This is a genomic window from Flavobacterium sp. Root901 (genome assembly GCF_001429765.1).
In the GTDB taxonomy this organism is placed as follows: Bacteria; Bacteroidota; Bacteroidia; order Flavobacteriales; family Flavobacteriaceae; genus Flavobacterium.
In genome coordinates this window covers 866,876-883,329 of the sequence record NZ_LMJB01000006.1, presented here as the reverse complement: position 1 = coordinate 883,329, position 16,454 = coordinate 866,876, and the positions used below count along the sequence as shown (strand labels likewise).

At 32.7% G+C, this 16,454-nt stretch carries 14 protein-coding genes and 1 pseudogene; 5 read left to right on the top strand and 10 right to left on the bottom strand.

Features of this window, described 5'->3' with window-relative positions; genetic code table 11:
- Positions 1-118: 118 nt before the first annotated feature.
- Positions 119-631, bottom strand: a pseudogene (locus ASE21_RS13360) (ExbD/TolR family protein); the annotation flags it as partial.
- 55 nt (positions 632-686) lie between these two features.
- The gene (locus ASE21_RS13355) at positions 687-1,211 is read right to left on the bottom strand and encodes an ExbD/TolR family protein (protein ID WP_057123147.1); all 525 of its coding nucleotides are present in this window, start codon (positions 1,209-1,211) and stop codon (positions 687-689) included.
- 333 nt (positions 1,212-1,544) lie between these two features.
- Here ASE21_RS13355 and ASE21_RS13350 point away from each other — a divergent pair, with 333 nt between their 5' ends.
- Complete coding sequence (locus ASE21_RS13350; protein WP_057123146.1) at positions 1,545-5,060, top strand: patatin-like phospholipase family protein; 3,516 nt, start codon at positions 1,545-1,547, stop codon at positions 5,058-5,060.
- 199 nt (positions 5,061-5,259) lie between these two features.
- A complete protein-coding gene (locus ASE21_RS13345) occupies positions 5,260-5,814 on the top strand; it encodes a fasciclin domain-containing protein (RefSeq protein WP_057123145.1) in 555 nt (184 codons plus the stop codon).
- A gap of 65 nt (positions 5,815-5,879) precedes the next feature.
- Here the strand turns inward: ASE21_RS13345 and ASE21_RS13340 are convergent, their stop codons facing one another.
- The 8 genes from ASE21_RS13340 to ASE21_RS13305 all read right to left on the bottom strand — a co-directional run bounded on the left by ASE21_RS13340 (position 5,880) and on the right by ASE21_RS13305 (position 14,125).
- On the bottom strand, positions 5,880-6,722 hold the full coding sequence (locus ASE21_RS13340; RefSeq protein ID WP_057123144.1) for an EamA family transporter: 843 nt from the start codon (positions 6,720-6,722) through the stop codon (positions 5,880-5,882).
- Between the two features lie 95 nt (positions 6,723-6,817).
- Positions 6,818-6,961 carry a hypothetical protein gene (locus ASE21_RS13335; RefSeq protein WP_057123143.1) on the bottom strand — a complete coding sequence of 48 codons (144 nt, stop codon included), beginning with the start codon at positions 6,959-6,961 and terminating at the stop codon, positions 6,818-6,820.
- A gap of 79 nt (positions 6,962-7,040) precedes the next feature.
- The gene (locus ASE21_RS13330; RefSeq protein ID WP_057123142.1) at positions 7,041-8,477 is read right to left on the bottom strand and encodes a serine hydrolase; all 1,437 of its coding nucleotides are present in this window, start codon (positions 8,475-8,477) and stop codon (positions 7,041-7,043) included.
- A 27-nt stretch (positions 8,478-8,504) separates the two neighbouring features.
- A complete protein-coding gene (locus ASE21_RS13325; protein WP_057123141.1) occupies positions 8,505-10,316 on the bottom strand; it encodes a M56 family metallopeptidase in 1,812 nt (603 codons plus the stop codon).
- Between the two features lie 8 nt (positions 10,317-10,324).
- The gene (locus ASE21_RS13320) at positions 10,325-10,693 is read right to left on the bottom strand and encodes a BlaI/MecI/CopY family transcriptional regulator (RefSeq protein WP_057123140.1); all 369 of its coding nucleotides are present in this window, start codon (positions 10,691-10,693) and stop codon (positions 10,325-10,327) included.
- Between the two features lie 27 nt (positions 10,694-10,720).
- Complete coding sequence (locus ASE21_RS13315; RefSeq protein WP_057123207.1) at positions 10,721-12,352, bottom strand: M56 family metallopeptidase; 1,632 nt, start codon at positions 12,350-12,352, stop codon at positions 10,721-10,723.
- A 19-nt stretch (positions 12,353-12,371) separates the two neighbouring features.
- Positions 12,372-12,740, bottom strand: a complete 369-nt coding sequence (locus ASE21_RS13310) for a BlaI/MecI/CopY family transcriptional regulator (protein ID WP_057123139.1) — start codon at positions 12,738-12,740, stop codon at positions 12,372-12,374.
- 167 nt (positions 12,741-12,907) lie between these two features.
- Positions 12,908-14,125 (bottom strand): MDR family MFS transporter, encoded by a 1,218-nt coding sequence (locus ASE21_RS13305; RefSeq protein WP_057123138.1) that lies wholly within the window; start codon positions 14,123-14,125, stop codon positions 12,908-12,910.
- A gap of 97 nt (positions 14,126-14,222) precedes the next feature.
- Here ASE21_RS13305 and ASE21_RS13300 point away from each other — a divergent pair, with 97 nt between their 5' ends.
- The 3 genes from ASE21_RS13300 (at position 14,223) to ASE21_RS13290 (ending at position 16,328) form a co-directional block, all read left to right on the top strand.
- Positions 14,223-14,822 carry a DUF1684 domain-containing protein gene (locus ASE21_RS13300; RefSeq protein WP_057123137.1) on the top strand — a complete coding sequence of 200 codons (600 nt, stop codon included), beginning with the start codon at positions 14,223-14,225 and terminating at the stop codon, positions 14,820-14,822.
- On the top strand, positions 14,822-15,475 hold the full coding sequence (locus tag ASE21_RS13295; protein WP_057123136.1) for a TatD family hydrolase: 654 nt from the start codon (positions 14,822-14,824) through the stop codon (positions 15,473-15,475). Before ASE21_RS13300 ends, ASE21_RS13295 begins: the two co-directional genes overlap by 1 nt.
- Before the next feature lie 136 nt (positions 15,476-15,611).
- Complete coding sequence (locus ASE21_RS13290; protein WP_057123135.1) at positions 15,612-16,328, top strand: ThiF family adenylyltransferase; 717 nt, start codon at positions 15,612-15,614, stop codon at positions 16,326-16,328.
- Positions 16,329-16,454: the final 126 nt, after the last annotated feature.

Here is a 16,454-nt window from a genome sequence, read left to right as displayed (position 1 = left end):
TCCCGCTTTTTGCGGGACTTTTTTTTGTGTTTATTTGTTTCAGGTTCAAAGTTTCAAGTTGTTCACGTTTGTTAGTTTGAGAGGAGTCAAGAAACTTTTGAAGCCAAATTTTATTCAATTAATTAGAAGCTAATAATTTAGTTTCATCCGGAGTAAATTCAGGTATAATCGCATAAGACGTAATTCCTGTTATTTTCATTTCATCAAGAATATCGACTAAATTACCATAATTAGATTTTTTAGCAGGTTTAATAATTACTGTAATGCCTTGACTTGGCTTACCTAATTTGGCTGAATATTCTAGCACAGTTTTTTTTCTAGCTAATAACTCTTTTCTAATTCCATTTTTACCGTATTCAATCTCTTTTGGAGTAATAATAGGATCAAATAATAATCCGCAATAAGTGACTATTTTATTATTATCATCTAAAAGAATTGTCATAATACGATTTTCGTCAGGTTTATTACATTCTCCAAATCTGCAGCCTTCACGATTGCTAAAGTCGTACTCCATAACTTTAGGTTTAGATAATTCACCAACAAGCATAAAAAATATAATCAGTAAAAAAGAAACACTAACCATTGCAGTTAAATCAAGTCTGGAACTTAACTTTCTGCTTCTAACTTTCTGCTTCTAACTTTTTGCGGTAGATTTTTCATAGTTTTAGATTTAGGTGAATATAAAATTAATTTGAGGCCAATAATTTAGATTCCTCCTGACTAAAATCATTTACAATTGCATAAGTATCAATTTTTGTAATTGCCATTTCATCGAGAATATCAACAAGATTTTTAAAATTAGATTTTTTACTTGGTTTAATTATTACAATAGCTCCGCTTTTAGGTTTTCCTAACGCAGTAGAATACTCCAGTATGGCTTTTTGTTTATTAAGCAATTCTTTATGTATTCCATTCTTTCCATATACGAGTTTTTTAGGTGTTTCTAGAGGATAATCTAATAAACCTGAATATGCTACTATTTTGTTATTGTCATCTAGTAATATCGTATATATTCTAGTTGCGTCAATACATCCAGAATGGCAATCATCACAGTCATAATCTGGGAGACTTAAATCCATTATTTTGGGCTTTCTCAACTCTGTAGCAACCATAAAAAATATAATCAGTAAAAAAGAAACACTAACCATTGCAGTTAAATCAACTCTGGAACTTAATTTTCTGCTTCTAACTTTTTGCGGTAGATTTTTCATAATCGATGAATTTAATACTAATGTAATAAAATAAATGTTTCGATTTAATATCTGAATTAAATTCTTTTAAAATGTTAATTTTTTAAAATTGCATTAACTTAAAATGTTAATTTATAAAATTAAGTATTTTGTAAACAGGTAGTTATACTTGCTTTTTGAATAGATTTTTAATGTAATTTAGTCATCTATTTTAATATTTTAAAAATCCCAATACCCTTTTATTCAAAGAGCACGATTTAGACCTATAAATATCCTCCCAAACACGAAGTTAGCTCTGCAATTCGATTTTTTTTATCGAAATCTCTAATAAGTAATCATTTAATCTTATTTGTTATGGACATTGTAACTGACCTAACCGCTGAAGCAATATCGTATTTGACTCTTTTTCAGGATATTTTAAAAAACGATCCTCAAAATAATTTCCCCAAAGAGTTTACAGGCAAGGATTCATGGAAGAATCTTAAAACGAAAAGTAATGATGATTTTAAGTTAAAAGCCGGACTAACTCCGGCTCAGATAGATGAAATAACAGATTTGGTTTTTCATACTCTTGATGAACCTGATAGTCAGAATTTAATAAATGTATATTTTGATATTATATATAATTTGTTAGATTGGCTTGGGGAAAATCTGGATAAAAAATATGCAGATAACCCCGAAAGTAAAGAACTTTTATTATTTAAGGTGCCTTTTTTTTGGAGAAAGCAAATACGCGCTGCCTTATATAAGGGGAAGTTAGAAGAACGCAAAAAACTTTCGGCAATACTTGAATATATGCCGGTACAGGTTATATTAGCTATCGTTGGTCAAAACCAATCTTCATATTATATACGTCTTTATCAATTTTATACTCCTGATAAAAAAGAAGATGAATATCATAACTTCTTAAAAGAAACCGATTTTCAAAATCATAAAATATGGTGGAATAATAATCGAAAAACAGCAGAGAAATACCTCGAAAATGATAATTTGCTTCTTTCAGAATTATTGAGAGACGATAAAACTGATAATATAAAAAGAGAATTCACCCTGCCATTTGAAACCTTATTTAATGATGAATTAAATGAGATTGAAAGGGCACGTAAGAAGAGAAAAGACGAATGGCGGGCGTCAAAGAATGAAGAAATTTTAGACGTTTATTCATCTGATAGTGAAAAGAAAGACGATACGATAACAGGATTAACGAGTGAAGAAAATAAAGGCGACCCAATTGTAAGAGCATCGAAAATGAAACTTTACGGACTTGCTTTTTCCGGTGGAGGAATCCGTTCAGCTACTTTCAATCTGGGGATTCTTCAGCGATTAGCAAGTTTGGGCGTTTTAGGACAAATAGATTATTTATCAACCGTTTCAGGAGGAGGTTATATAGGAACCTGGTACACTTCATGGATAAAACGCTCCGGATCGCTGAGTAAGGTTACGGATCAGTTATGTCCGCAAAAATCATCAGATCCATTTGCTGATGAAGTCCGCCCAATACGCTGGTTAAGGATGTTCAGCAATTATTTGTCTCCCAATGTAGGCTTAATGTCACCCGATGCATGGACATCAGGAATGACCTGGCTCAGAAATACAATTGTGAATCAAGTCCTGTTATTACTGATATTCCTGACCGTTTTTTCCCTTATTTTAGATCTTTACAATTTTTGGGAATATCTTGCAGATCAATTTAGAGGTATAGGAAAGAAAACTGAAATACATTATCTATGGCTGAATAGTGTAATGCTGATTATAGGGGCATTTATAGCGGCATTTGCCATGCGGTCTTTCTATCAGGTAGAACAAGGCAGGAAAGTAAAAAAGGCGCCAAAAATCTGGAAACTTTTTAATATTAATATTTCCAAACTTACGAATATAGCAAACGATCTTCCTACATTACTGATAATATGGACTATTTTTTGTGCTTTTATGATAAGTACATTTATGTCTAATGTAACATTAGAGCAAATCTGCAATAATAATCAAACTATTTTTTATTGGTTTTTAATAAATGTTGCTATTCCATCACTTGGAGCATTGATTTTAGTTGGCGTAGTAGGCAATTATCATATAAGAAAAGATCTTATTCAGTTAAGTAAGGCAACAGTAGCAAAGAAAGTATTAACAGAAGATAAAAATGAAAAAAGAGATAAGCAGATCAGATTGTTCTGGCTTATAGTATCCTCAATTTGTGCTTCGGCTGTTTTGTGCTTTTTACTTTTTTTATTTTGGAAATATTATCACATTTCATTCAATTTTTTTAGCAGTTATATAAAAAAAATAGATTCTGATTTAGTTTTAGAACAAAAAGTAGATTTAGATATTGCCAATAAGATAATGCTGCTAATTGGTCTTCCTGCAGTTTTAGAAATTTTTTCCCTTGCCATAATAACAAGAATGGCAATTATGGGCAAGATATTTCCTGATTACCGCAGGGAATGGTGGGGAAGGACTGGAGCTTATGTAAATCGGTTTATATTTTTTTGGATCCTTATTTGTTTTGGAATATTTATTATGCCTGCTTTATGGAGTTGTTTTAAAGACGGAGCTTTTATTGCTTTGCCAACCTGGGCAGGAGTTGTGGCCTGGGGAGTTAAAAAGGCATTTGTATCTAAAGATGCAGCAGAACCAGAAAATACTAAGAGTATTATGAATACTATTGTAAAGATTGTACCCTTTATTTTCATGATTGGAGTCATTCTTATTGGTTCTGCAATTATAAACGAAATCAGATCTAAACCTGATACCTGGCAGAATTGCGGGATAACAGTTGGATTATCTGTGCTTACAATCTTTTTAAGCTGGCGGATTGGAGTTAATGAATTTTCTCTTCATCATTTTTATCGCAACAGACTTGTAAGAGCTTTTATGGGAGCAACCCGAAGTAGAGAAGATCGTATTAAAACTGCAAATGCTTTCACGGGTTTTGATACAAATGATGATATATTACTGTCTTCGATGTTGGTTAAAAACAATTATTCCGGGCCTTTTCCTATTCTTAATACTGCTCTCAACGCAACGGTTGTTTCGGCACTTGACCGACAGGATCGCAAAGCAGAATCATTTGTTTTTACACCTTTGTACTGTGGTTACGATTTTAGCCCTACAAGAGCTTCAACATGGGATGTTGATAATGTTTATGAATACGGATATCGTCCTACAGCAAAATTTTCTAATCAGAATGGCGGTCCGACTATAGGTACAGCCATGGCAATTTCTGGAGCGGCTGTTAATCCTAACTGGGGTTATCATTCTTCTGCTCCCTTGGCTTTTTTGCTGACATTATTTAATGTCCGACTAGGATGGTGGCTTGGTAATACAAGACGTGAGAAATGGAAAAATCCTGATCCTACATTCGGTTTAATTTATTTGATTAGGGATTTGGTTGGAAAATCAGATATTAATAAAAATTATGTCTGTCTTTCTGATGGGGGACACTTTGATAATATGGGATTATACGAACTCATAAGAAGACGCTGCAGTTACATTATTCTTGGCGATGGCGAGCAGGACCAGGACATTGCCTGCGAAGGTCTCGCAAATGCTATTAGAAGATGCAGAATTGATTTTGGTGTTGAAATTGTGTTTGATAATTTTGAAGATATTACGAAACTGGTCGAGAAATCGAAGAAAAAACATATCATAAAAGGAGAGATTATTTATCCGGACACAAAAACGAAAGGTACTTTAATTTACATTAAAGCGACATTAACCGGCGATGAACCTATAGATATACGCGAATATGCCTTGAGTAATCCAGATTTTCCACAGCAATCTACGGCAGATCAGTTTTTTGATGAAGCACAGTTTGAAAGCTATCGTAAATTGGGCTATCATTCTATTCATAATTTAACAGAACTGCATTTGTAAACCAAATAGAGATTTAGGAGTAATAATTAAACAGAATCTTCAATAAATACAAATTATTTTAAAATTATAATAATTTGTAAGTACTTGTTTTTCATAGTAAATTTTGTAAATCACGCCATAAAATTTCATTTATATTTTTTTTGTTAAAACCAAAATGATTGTTACGTCGTAAATGACTTTATAACTTAAAAAATTAATTATGAAAACTAGAAAATTTTTAGCCGCAGCAATTTTAGCCTTAACATTTGGATTTACATCTTTCGCTCAAAAATCAGTAATGGTTGGAGGTGCAGCAATGTATCCAAACAAAAATATTATTGAAAATGCCGTTAACTCAAAAGATCATACTACTCTTGTAGCTGCAGTAAAAGCTGCCGAATTAGTAGAAACATTACAAGGCGCAGGACCTTTTACAGTTTTTGCTCCAACGAATGCTGCTTTTGATAAATTGCCAAAAGGAACTGTTGAAACATTATTAAAACCTGAAAACAAAAAACAATTACAAACGATCTTAACCTATCATGTTGTTGCAGGAAAAATGAATGCTTCTGATATTGCCGAAGCCATCAAAGCAGGTAACGGAAAAGCAACTCTAAAAACTGTCAGCGGTGGTACCCTTACTGCCTGGATGCAAGGAAAGAATTTATACATTACTGACGAAAATGGTAATAAATCTAAAGTTACAATTGCAGATGTTAACCAGTCAAATGGTGTAATTCATGTTGTGAATGCTGTATTGTTACCAAAAAACTAATAAAGATCTCCAAAAATAGAATGCCTACAACGAAGAAGCCTTGCATGAAGATTGCAGGGCTTCTTTTATTTTTTTGCTGTCAAAGTACTTCCGGCAGAAGCAACTACCACACACACAACTGCCATAATCTCCGTAAAATTCAGGTTTTCCTGTAGAAATATAAAACCACAAATAGAAGCTGCAGCGGGCTCCAAACTCATTAAAATACTAAATGTACGAGGAGGAAGCTGACCTAAAGCTTTCATTTCTAAAGTAAATGGAATAGCGCTCGATAAAAGGGCAAGAGCAACTCCCATTCCTAAAAATTTTGGGGTAAGATTGGCTAATCCGTTTTCCAGAAATCCAAAAGGCAGAATTAAAATTGCAGCAAAGAGCATTCCTGTCGAAACAGCCTGGCCGCCATTCATTATTTTTGAAATTTTTCCGCCCAATATAATATAAGCTGCCCAAAGACCACCTGCTAAAAGAGCAAACAAGATTCCTAAAACATCCAGACGATCATTGGTCCAGGGAGCAATTAATGCAATTCCCATTGCAGCCAGTAAAACCCAGCAATAGTCTACCAAACGTTTTGAGCCTATAATTGCCACTAATAACGGACCTAGAAATTCTAAAGTTACCGCCAAACCAATTGGAATTCTTTCAATAGCAAAATAAAAAATCAAATTCATAGCGCCCAAAGACAAACCATACGGAATTACAATTTTCCATTGAGCAGGTGTAATAGTTTTTAGGTTTGGTCTGTAAGCCAGTAATAAAATGAATGCCGAAATACCAATACGTATAGAAGCTGTTCCCGCTGCTCCTATAGCAGGAAATAAAGTTTTAGCAATTGCAGCGCCGCATTGCACACTAACAATGGCTAATAATACTGCCGGAACAGGAGGGAGATTAAATTGTTTTTTCATAAGATTGAGCTAAAATGCAACAGCACAAAAATACTATTCAAAAGAGCATGAGTGCTATTTTTGCTCAATATTTTGCATGAAAATATTTAATGATATTAATTACCTAAAGCGCGTTTGGTAACATAAGCACGGTAGCCAATAATAGCCATCTGCCATTTTTTTGCTTTAGAAATATCCAATCCTTGCTTGGTAAAACTAGGAAGAAGAATTTTATTTAGTTTGGCTAAAAATTTATACATCGCAGATTTGTTTTTTCAAAGATATAAAAAAAGACTTTGCGTTTCGGCAAAGTCTTTTAAGATATGAATTTTCAGAATATTAAAATTTCAGAATCAGGTTTTTGTCACCTTCCGTTTCTTTGTTTATGACATTTTCCGGAGCTGCAATCCAGCCGGTTTTGTTGATTACAAATTTAAACATGTGTGTTTTTCCTTTTTCAAACTGCGATTTCGGAACTTTTAATTCATAAGTATTTTTATTTTTCTGAACCATTTGAAAATTTTTATCTTCCGGATTCCAGTTATCAAACGTACCTGCTAAAGAAACGCTTTTAACCAAATCCGGATTTAAAGCTTTGTCATGCTCATAAGTGAAAACAACATTATCATCAACGATTTTGTATCCGTAAATACCCGCTGGAGTTTTATTGTCTGCAAGAAGAATATTAGAAAGCTTCATTACAGCTTCTCCCAAAGCATTTCCGGTATCTTCATCGCTTACATTTACAATAATCGAAAATCCAAGATTTCTTTCGGGATAAACAACTAACATGTTTTGTGTACTAAAAGCTCCGCCATGTTTCCAGCAGTTTCTGCCGTTGTTGTCAACCATAATATAATCCCAAAAATAACCATTCCATTCAGTAGGGCTGTTTAGAAGATTTTTCTGCGATTCAGCTGCAATTTTATTTTTTGTATTGATCTCATAAGCAATGAATTTGGTTAAATCACCTAAAGTAGATTTTAAATATCCTGCTGCGCCCCACAAATGATCTGAAATTACAGGCATTAAAACACCTTTTTTGTTGTAGCCATTTGCAATAACAGCGTTTTCTTTTAAGGTTAATCCGCTTGAATTCATGCCGAGTTTAGAAAGAATATTTTCTTTTAAAAGTGTTTCGTAATCCTTCTTATAAATATTTTCTAAAATATGCGCTGTAAGATTCAGGCTTCCGTTGCTGTATTTGAATTTTGTTCCGGGCAAAGTATCCAACTGCATGGTTTTAAGATCTTCAAAGAATTTTTCCCTGCTGTAGGAATCATCCATTCTCTTAAAAGCCAGATAACTGGTATCGCTGCGATTTTTTCTAATTTCTGAATTATCCGGCAGGTCTTTATTAAAACCCGTTCTAAAAGAAACCAAATCTTTAATGGTAATTGGTGTTCCGTTATACTGCAGATTAGGATAAGAACCCGTAATATATTTTCGAATATCATCATCAATACTGATTTTTCCTTCCGTAACAGCCTGAGCTACTAATAATCCGGTAAAAATTTTTGTAATCGAAGCAACTTCAAAAACCGTGTTGTTGTTGGCAGTATTGTATTTTCCTTTGTCAATTTCGCCATAATGCCTGGTATACGTTTTACCATTTCTCACGACCCCAATTGAAATAGAATTTGCTTTAGATTTTTCGATTAAACCAGAAGCAGCTTTATCCATTGCAATCAGAACATCTTTTTCAGAAATGCTTTTTTGCTGCGCATTGCCGGAAAAAACAAAGCCAATAAGTACAGCCAGTAAATAATTTTTCATAATGAAAGAAATGCTGCAATTTTAGAATTAAGATTTACTGTTTCTTCTTTCAGCTCTTCTCATTTCTTCTGCTTGCTTTTTCATTTCTTTTGCCTGCTGTTTCATGATTTCTGCGTGTCTTTTCATTTCCTCAGCATTTATTTTCGCATTTGCAGCATCATTTTTAAAGTCAAAATTAAAATTCTCATTAAAGTACATTTGATATTTATCCATATCTGATTCGTATTTTTCCATAGCGATTTCAAATTTGGCCATATCTTTTTCAAAAATGAATTCACGTTTTGACATTACTTCATTCATTTCTTTTTCAAATGCTTTCATATCGGGCTCAAATGCTTCCATTTTTTTCTCAAACTCAGCCATATCAACCTCAAATTTAGCCATTGCAACTTTGTCCTTTGGATTTACAGGAGGTTTTGGAGCTTTTGGTAACTTAGACATGTCTGGAACTTTTGGCAGCTCACCTTGAGGAAAAACCGGAGCAACCGGCGCGATAGGTGGAGTAGGTGCTGTTGGATAAGCAACATCTTCATCTTCTTCATTTTCAGCTTGCTGCGCAATAATTTTTTCGTCTATTGCAAGTGTAGGTACTTTTGGTGCTTCAGTATTCAGGTTTACATACTTTTTGCCGTCTTCATCTGTTCCAACAGCAAATTCCAAGTCTTTAATTGCTTCAGTACCATTGATTACAATAGTCTGTTTTTTACCATTTTCAGATTTTACTTTGATTTGAATCGCCGTTAATTCATTCTCGGCATTTCTTTTTACATTAGAAATTTCAATATCCACATTATGGCTTTCTTTAATTTTTGCTGTAAGCTCCTTTAATTGCTGATCGGTAGTGTTTTTTGTAATTTTAAAAGTTTCCTGAGTTATTTTAAGCGTTTCTTTTTGAGCAACAGCTTGATTTCTTTTCTTTTCCTGTGCAATAGTTTGTATTTGAAATAAAAGCACAAACGCACCAAGTGCCGGAATTACAGCATAATATTTCCAGTAATTCCATTTTTTTGATTGATTTTTGTTTAACATAACAATTCGTTTTTTGATTAATGATTGATAAAAATGATTGGTGATTGCAACACAGGTTTCATGTGTTGTGATTTTTAAAAGGGTGTATTGATACGCTTTTTTATCTGATATTTTTTTGGAAGCTTCATTGTCAGCAATAAATTCCAGATTCTGCAGAATTGCTTTTTTATAAAGCCATACAATTGGATTAAACCAAAACAGGATACAGAAGATTCTTGAAATCAAAACATCAATAGTATGATGCTGATCGCTGTGTACTTTTTCATGTTCCAAAATACTTTCCAGTTCGGCTGCCGTGTATAGTGATGAGTTATACACGATATAATCGAAGTATGAAAAAGGAGCGATGTTTTCATTTACATCAATAAATTTAAAATCTTCCTGCTGTTCGACTTTTTTTCCTTTTAAAACAGAATTTAAGCTGTAAAAATCCAGACCAAATTTGATCATGAAAGCCGCAAATCCAATTCCATAAACTGCGAGCGTAACGAGATTCCAATTAATTTCAAAATTTTCTTCTTCAGCGGTCTGCGCAGTATACTGAGGTGAATAAGAAGCAGTAACATTTTGATTATAAACCTGAAGATTTTCTACAGTTTCTTTTGCTATAACTGGCAGAGGTGCCGGATTAACCCAAATAATTTTGGTATAAACCACAAAAGGCAAAACAACAGAAGTGATTAATCCCGCGATTAAAAACCAGCGGCTGCTGGTAAAAAACGTCTCTTTGCGAAGTAAAAAAATGTAAGCAAAATAAAACATTGCTAATAGCCCGCTTGATTTTAAAATAAAAATGAAAAGTGCTTCCATGGTATTGATTATTTTTCTTCGTTTGGATTTTCGATCATAGCTAAAATTTCGCGTAACTCGTCTGCAGAAATTTTTTCTTCTTTAGCGAAAAACGAAACCATATTTTTATACGAGCTGTTGAAATAATTATCAATAGCCGTTTTCATATATTTTTTGCTATATGCTTCGAGGGTTACAATTGGATAATATTGATGTGTATTTCCAAAAGCATTATGTGCCACAAAACCTTTTTCCTCCAGATTTCGAACAATTGTCGAAAGTGTATTATAATGAGGCTGATCTTCTGTAATTTCTGCCTGTATCTCTTTTACAAAAGCTTTTTTCAGCTTCCATAAAATGTGCATTATTTCTTCTTCTTTATTGGTTAGTTTTTGCATTTTCGGTTTTTTAAAATTAAAAACGTTTTAATGACGGGTTTCGATTTCGATTACACCATTTGCTCCACGTTCACCATATTTAGTTATGGCATCAATCCCTTTAGAAATATTTACAGATTTAATGTCTTTTGCATCAATATCTTCAACATCAAAATCAGCTGGCATTTCTTTTCCATCCACAATAATAAGTTTTTGTATTAAGTTGCTACTTGTTTTTGCAGAAGTCGAAACGGCAATTTTTGAACCATTCCCAGTCGTAATTACTTTTGTTTTATTGTCTGTATTGATGGTTACAATAGTACTAATATTTTGGTCAGTATTAGTATTAGTTTTTGTACTAGTATTAGAATCAGTGTTAACATTGGTTGCTGTTTTAGTGATTAGTGTTTTTGAAATTACAGTTTTAGGTTCTTCATTATTAACAGATTCAGTCTTTTTGATGTTTTTACTTACTGCAATTTTATGATTCTCTTCATCAGAAGTCTGGATGCCGACATTTTTATTTCCTTTTTCGTCTGTTATAACGATTATTCCAAAATCTTTAATAATATTATCGCCTCCAACCTGAATAGATTGTGCCTGCTGCTTTCCATTTTTAATGTCAACTTTAATTGATGTTAAAAAGTTCTCTGCATTTCTTTTTATTTCAGAAGCTTCAAAATCAACATTGTGGTTTGATTTTAATTTTTCCTTAATTTCTTTTAATTCTGAATCTGTTGAATTTTTCTTCACTTTGTAAACATCTACAGATTTAATTTCTCCCGGAACTTCTTTTAAAGTTTGTTGTTTTTCTTTTGCAATTACTTCAATTTGGAATAACAGAACAAAAGCTGCAAGTACCGGAATTACAACATAGTATTTCCACGAGTTCCTTTTTTTTGATTGATTTTTGTTTAACATGACAATTCGTTTTTTGATTAATGATTGATAAAAATGATTGGTGATGGCAACACAGCTATCGTGTGCTGTAATTTTTAAAAGCGTGTACTGGTACGCTTTTTTGTCTGATATTTTTTTGGCAGCTTCTTTGTCGGCAATAAATTCTAAATTTTGAACCATCGCTTTTTTATAAAGCCAGATAACAGGGTTGAACCAGAAAAGCATACAGAAAGCTCTCGAAATCAAAACGTCGACAGTATGATTTTGATCGCTGTGTACTTTTTCATGTTCAATAATATTCTCTAATTCTGATGAAGTATACATTGATGAGTTGTAAACTATATATTCAAAATAGGAGAAAGGAGCAATGTTTTGAGTAGTATCAATAAATTTAAAATCGGCTTGCTGATGGATTTTTTTTCCTTTTAAAACAGCATTTAAGCTGTAAAAATCCATTGCAAATTTTGCCAGAAGAATTAAAAATCCGATACAATATACTGTCGCAAAAAGATAAATCCAATTAAATTCAAAATGCTTATTATCAATATTTTGAATAATATTTGCATTTGAAAAATTTATATTTGAAACCGAAGCAGCATTTACCCAGATCACTTTAGTATAAACAACAAATGGTAAAATGGCAGAAGTAATTAAACCCGAAAGTAAAAACCATCTGTTGCTGTTGAAAAAAGTTTCTTTTCGAAGCAAAAAATAATAAGCACAATAAAATAAGGTTACTAAACCCGCCGATTTTGCGATATAAACAAACAGTGCTTCCATAACAATTGCTTTTTGGATTTTATTTCTCTTCTTTTGGATTTTCAATCATTGCCAGAATTTCGCGCAATTCTTGTGCTGATATTTTTTCTTCTTTGGCAAAAAATGAAACCATATTTTTATATGAGCTGTTGAAATAATTATCAATAGCTGTTTTCATATATTTTTTACTGTATGCTTCGAGGGTTACAATTGGATAATACTGATGTGTATTTCCAAAAGCATTATGCGCCACAAAACCTTTTTCCTCCAGATTTCGAACAATTGTCGAAAGCGTATTATAATGCGGCTGATCTTCCGTAATTTCTGCCTGAATTTCTTTTACGAATGCTTTTTTGAGCTTCCATAAAATCTGCATTATTTCTTCTTCTTTGTTGGTTAACTTTTGCATGTTTTCTAATTTTAATTCAAACCTACAACTATTTTTTTAGTTACGCAACTATAAATATAGTTATTTAACTAATTTTTTCGTTTTCAGATAAATTGAAAGCACAGAAAAGCGATTCAAAATCAAAGTTAATGATTTGAATAATAAAGAATTATGTGCGAAAGTTAAATTTATTTATTTTTCTCCAGAAGTAAAGCTTTCCTGATCCAAAAGCAGCTAAGCGTAGCCACAATTCCGATAGAAGCCATAAAAAACCAATTGCTTTGATAACCAAAACTGTCAACGATTCCAAACCCAACTTTAGAACTAAATATGTGAGCTAAACTAAAACTCATAGTGTACAGTGCCATATAACGTCCTTCCTGACCACGCGGTGCACGGCTTAAAGCAAATGCATTAGAAAAAGGAAAGGTGAGGATTTCTCCAATCGAAATACAAATCATGCTGATAACCAGGATTCCGGCCCAGACATTAATCAATAATAAAACAAAGCTAAAGGCCATTACAAACGATCCTATAATAATGATTTTAATTTTTGGAAAACCTTTTCTTTCCATAAAACCAACGGTTGGCATTTCTAAAGCAAAAATCAAAAGCCCGTTTAAAGTCATTAAAAGTCCGGTTTGAAATTCGTTTAAATTATATTGTGCATGATGGTATAAAGGCAGAGTGGTAAAAAGCTGAAAGAAAATCATTGCCGTTATAAAACTCACAAATAAGAAAACCCAGAATATTTTATCATGAAATACTGATTTTACATTTGTAATGCTTTCGGTTTTGTCGCCATGATCGGCTTTTTTCTTTTCTTTAACCAATAAGGCAAAAATGGAGATAGAAAGAATACAGGAAGCACCATCAACCCAAAATAATCCGGAATATCCCATTCCTAAAATAATTAAACCGCCCAGAGCCGGTCCCGCAGCAAAACCTAAATTTACAGCAAGACGAACAAGTGTTAAGGCACGTGTCCTGTTTTCTGGTTTTGCATAAGCGCCCAGCGATACAAACATGGCAGGACGAAACATATCAGCAATTGTCATTAATACAAACATGCCAATGCACAAACCCCAAAATGAAGTTAAAAACTGAACCAAAAACATGGAAATTCCGGTTGTAAACAAACTAAAAATCATGATTTTGTAGAATCCTATTTTATCAGAAAGTTTTCCGCCAAGCCAGGAACCGAGCATTGAACCCAAACCAAATGAAACCATAATCCAGCTTACCTGAGGTAAAGAAAAATGCAAATCTTCATTTAAATATTTGGATAGAAATGGCAGTACCATTGTACCGGCACGATTAATAAAAGTAATTAATGTAAGTATCCAAATTTCTCTTGTAAATCCTCTAAAATTGTTGAAGTAGTGATTTGCGGCAGTTTTAAGCATTATAATTATTGTATTTGCCACAAAGTTAGGAAACTTTGTCACTTACAACGGTTGTTGCTTTGTTACTTTTAAACTATTTTTGCATAAAATTTCAAAGATGAAAAATTGTATCCTCCTTATTTTACTTACAGCTTTCAATTTTGGTTTCAGCCAAAATAAATTCAGCAAGAGTGAAGCTGAAAAATTTCAGAAGCATCTTAATTCAGAATATGCTGATGCCAAGACAAGTCCATTGATGGAAGAAGATTTAAAGACTTTTAAAACTTTAGATTTTTATCCAATTGATGCACGGTATTTTGTGAATGCAAGATTTGAAAGAGCTAAAAATGAAAAAGTTTTCGAAATGAAAACTACCGGAACCAGAACGCCGGAATATGTAAAATACGGAACTTTATTTTTTACCCTTAATGGTAAAGAATTACAATTAAATGTTTACAGAAATATTGAACTTTCTAAACAAAAAGAATACAGAGATCACTTGTTTCTTCCATTTTCTGATTTAACCTGTGGTAAAGAAAGCTACATTGGAGGCAGGTATATTGATTTGAAAATTCCAAAAGGAAAAACAATCGCTATCGATTTTAACAAAGCATATAATCCGTATTGTGCTTATAATCACAAATATTCTTGTCCGCTTGTTCCTTTAGAAAATGATTTAAAAGTGGAGATCAAAGCCGGAGTGAAAACTTTTCATTAATGGATTTTTTTAATTTTCATACTCATCAATTTACAAATCAGTCTAATATTTTAGAATTGGTTAATCAATATCCGCAGGAATTTGATGCATTGATTCCGTTTTATTCCATAGGAATTCATCCCTGGCATATTAAGGAAAATGAAATTGATCTGGAATTGAAAATCATCGAAGAAAAACTGCAGACCAAAAATTGTCTGGCCATTGGCGAATGCGGTTTAGATAAGCGAATCGAGGTTCCGTTAGATCTTCAGATTACAGTTTTTGAAAAACAATTGGCTTTAGCCGAAAAATATAAAAAACCAGTTGTAATTCATTGTGTTGCGGCTTTTCAGGAAATAACAGCCATTAAAAAGAAAATGAAAATTTCTGTTCCAATGATTATTCACGGTTTTGCAAAAAATAATCAGCTTGCCCAACAATTAATAAAGGACGGATTTTATCTTTCATTTGGAAAATATCTGTTGAGAAATCCTGATTTAAAAAACGTTTTTCAGAATGTTGCAAACGATCGTTTTTTTCTTGAAACCGATACAATTGAAGAAGATATTACAGAAGTATATAATATAGCATCAGAATATAAAAGCATAAATTTAAAAGAGTTACAACAGATTATTTCAAGTAATCTTTTGCAAGTTATGAATTATAAGTTATGATTTATAACTTATGATTTATCACCCTAAGCAAAGTCGAAGGGCGCTCTAATTGGAATAGGGCTTTGACTTCGCTCAGCCTGACAACCTGAAACTTGAAACCAAAAACAAAATTTAAAAAAACAAAAAAAAATATACTATGGCAGAGTGGACAGAAAGAGCCGAGCTTTTATTTACAAAAGAAGGATTAGAAAACTTGCGTAATGCAAATGTTTTAGTAGTAGGATTAGGCGGCGTTGGATCGTTTGCAGCTGAGTTTTTAGCCAGAGCAGGAGTAGGGAATATGACAATTGTTGATGGCGATGTCGTAGACATTACAAATATTAACAGACAATTACCGGCTTTACACTCCACAGTTGGAGAACCGAAAATTAAAATCGTCGGCGATCGTTTAATGGATATCAATCCGGAATTAAACCTAACCCGTGTTCAGGAATTTTTGTCTCCGGAACGTGCCTTTGAAATTGTTTCTTCAGATTTTGATTATGTTTTGGATTGCATTGACAGCATTACTCCAAAATTGAATTTAATTATTGCTGCAAAACGCAAAAGAGTAAAAATCATCAGCAGTATGGGAGCGGGAGGTAAAATGCTGGCTTCTAAAGTTAAAGTGGCTGATATTTCTAAAACTATTAATTGTTATTTTTCTAAAACAATCCGTAAACGTTTAAAAGCGGTAAAAATCAATAAATTGAAAGTTGTTTTTTCATCAGAAATTCAAAATGAAAACAGCTTAAAATTAACAGACGGGAAAAATTTCAAAAAATCCTTTTACGGAACAAACAGCTACATGCCGGGATTATTCGGACTGCACGCAGCTGAAACAGTTATTCGATATATTATTAATAAAGAGTAGTTTATAAGGTACTAAGGCACTAAGATGCTAAGGTTCTAAGATTAACTTTGAAAAGTCAAACAAAAAACTTAGTATCTCAGAATCTTAAAAAAAAACTTAGAACCTTAGCATCTTAGAACCTTAGTC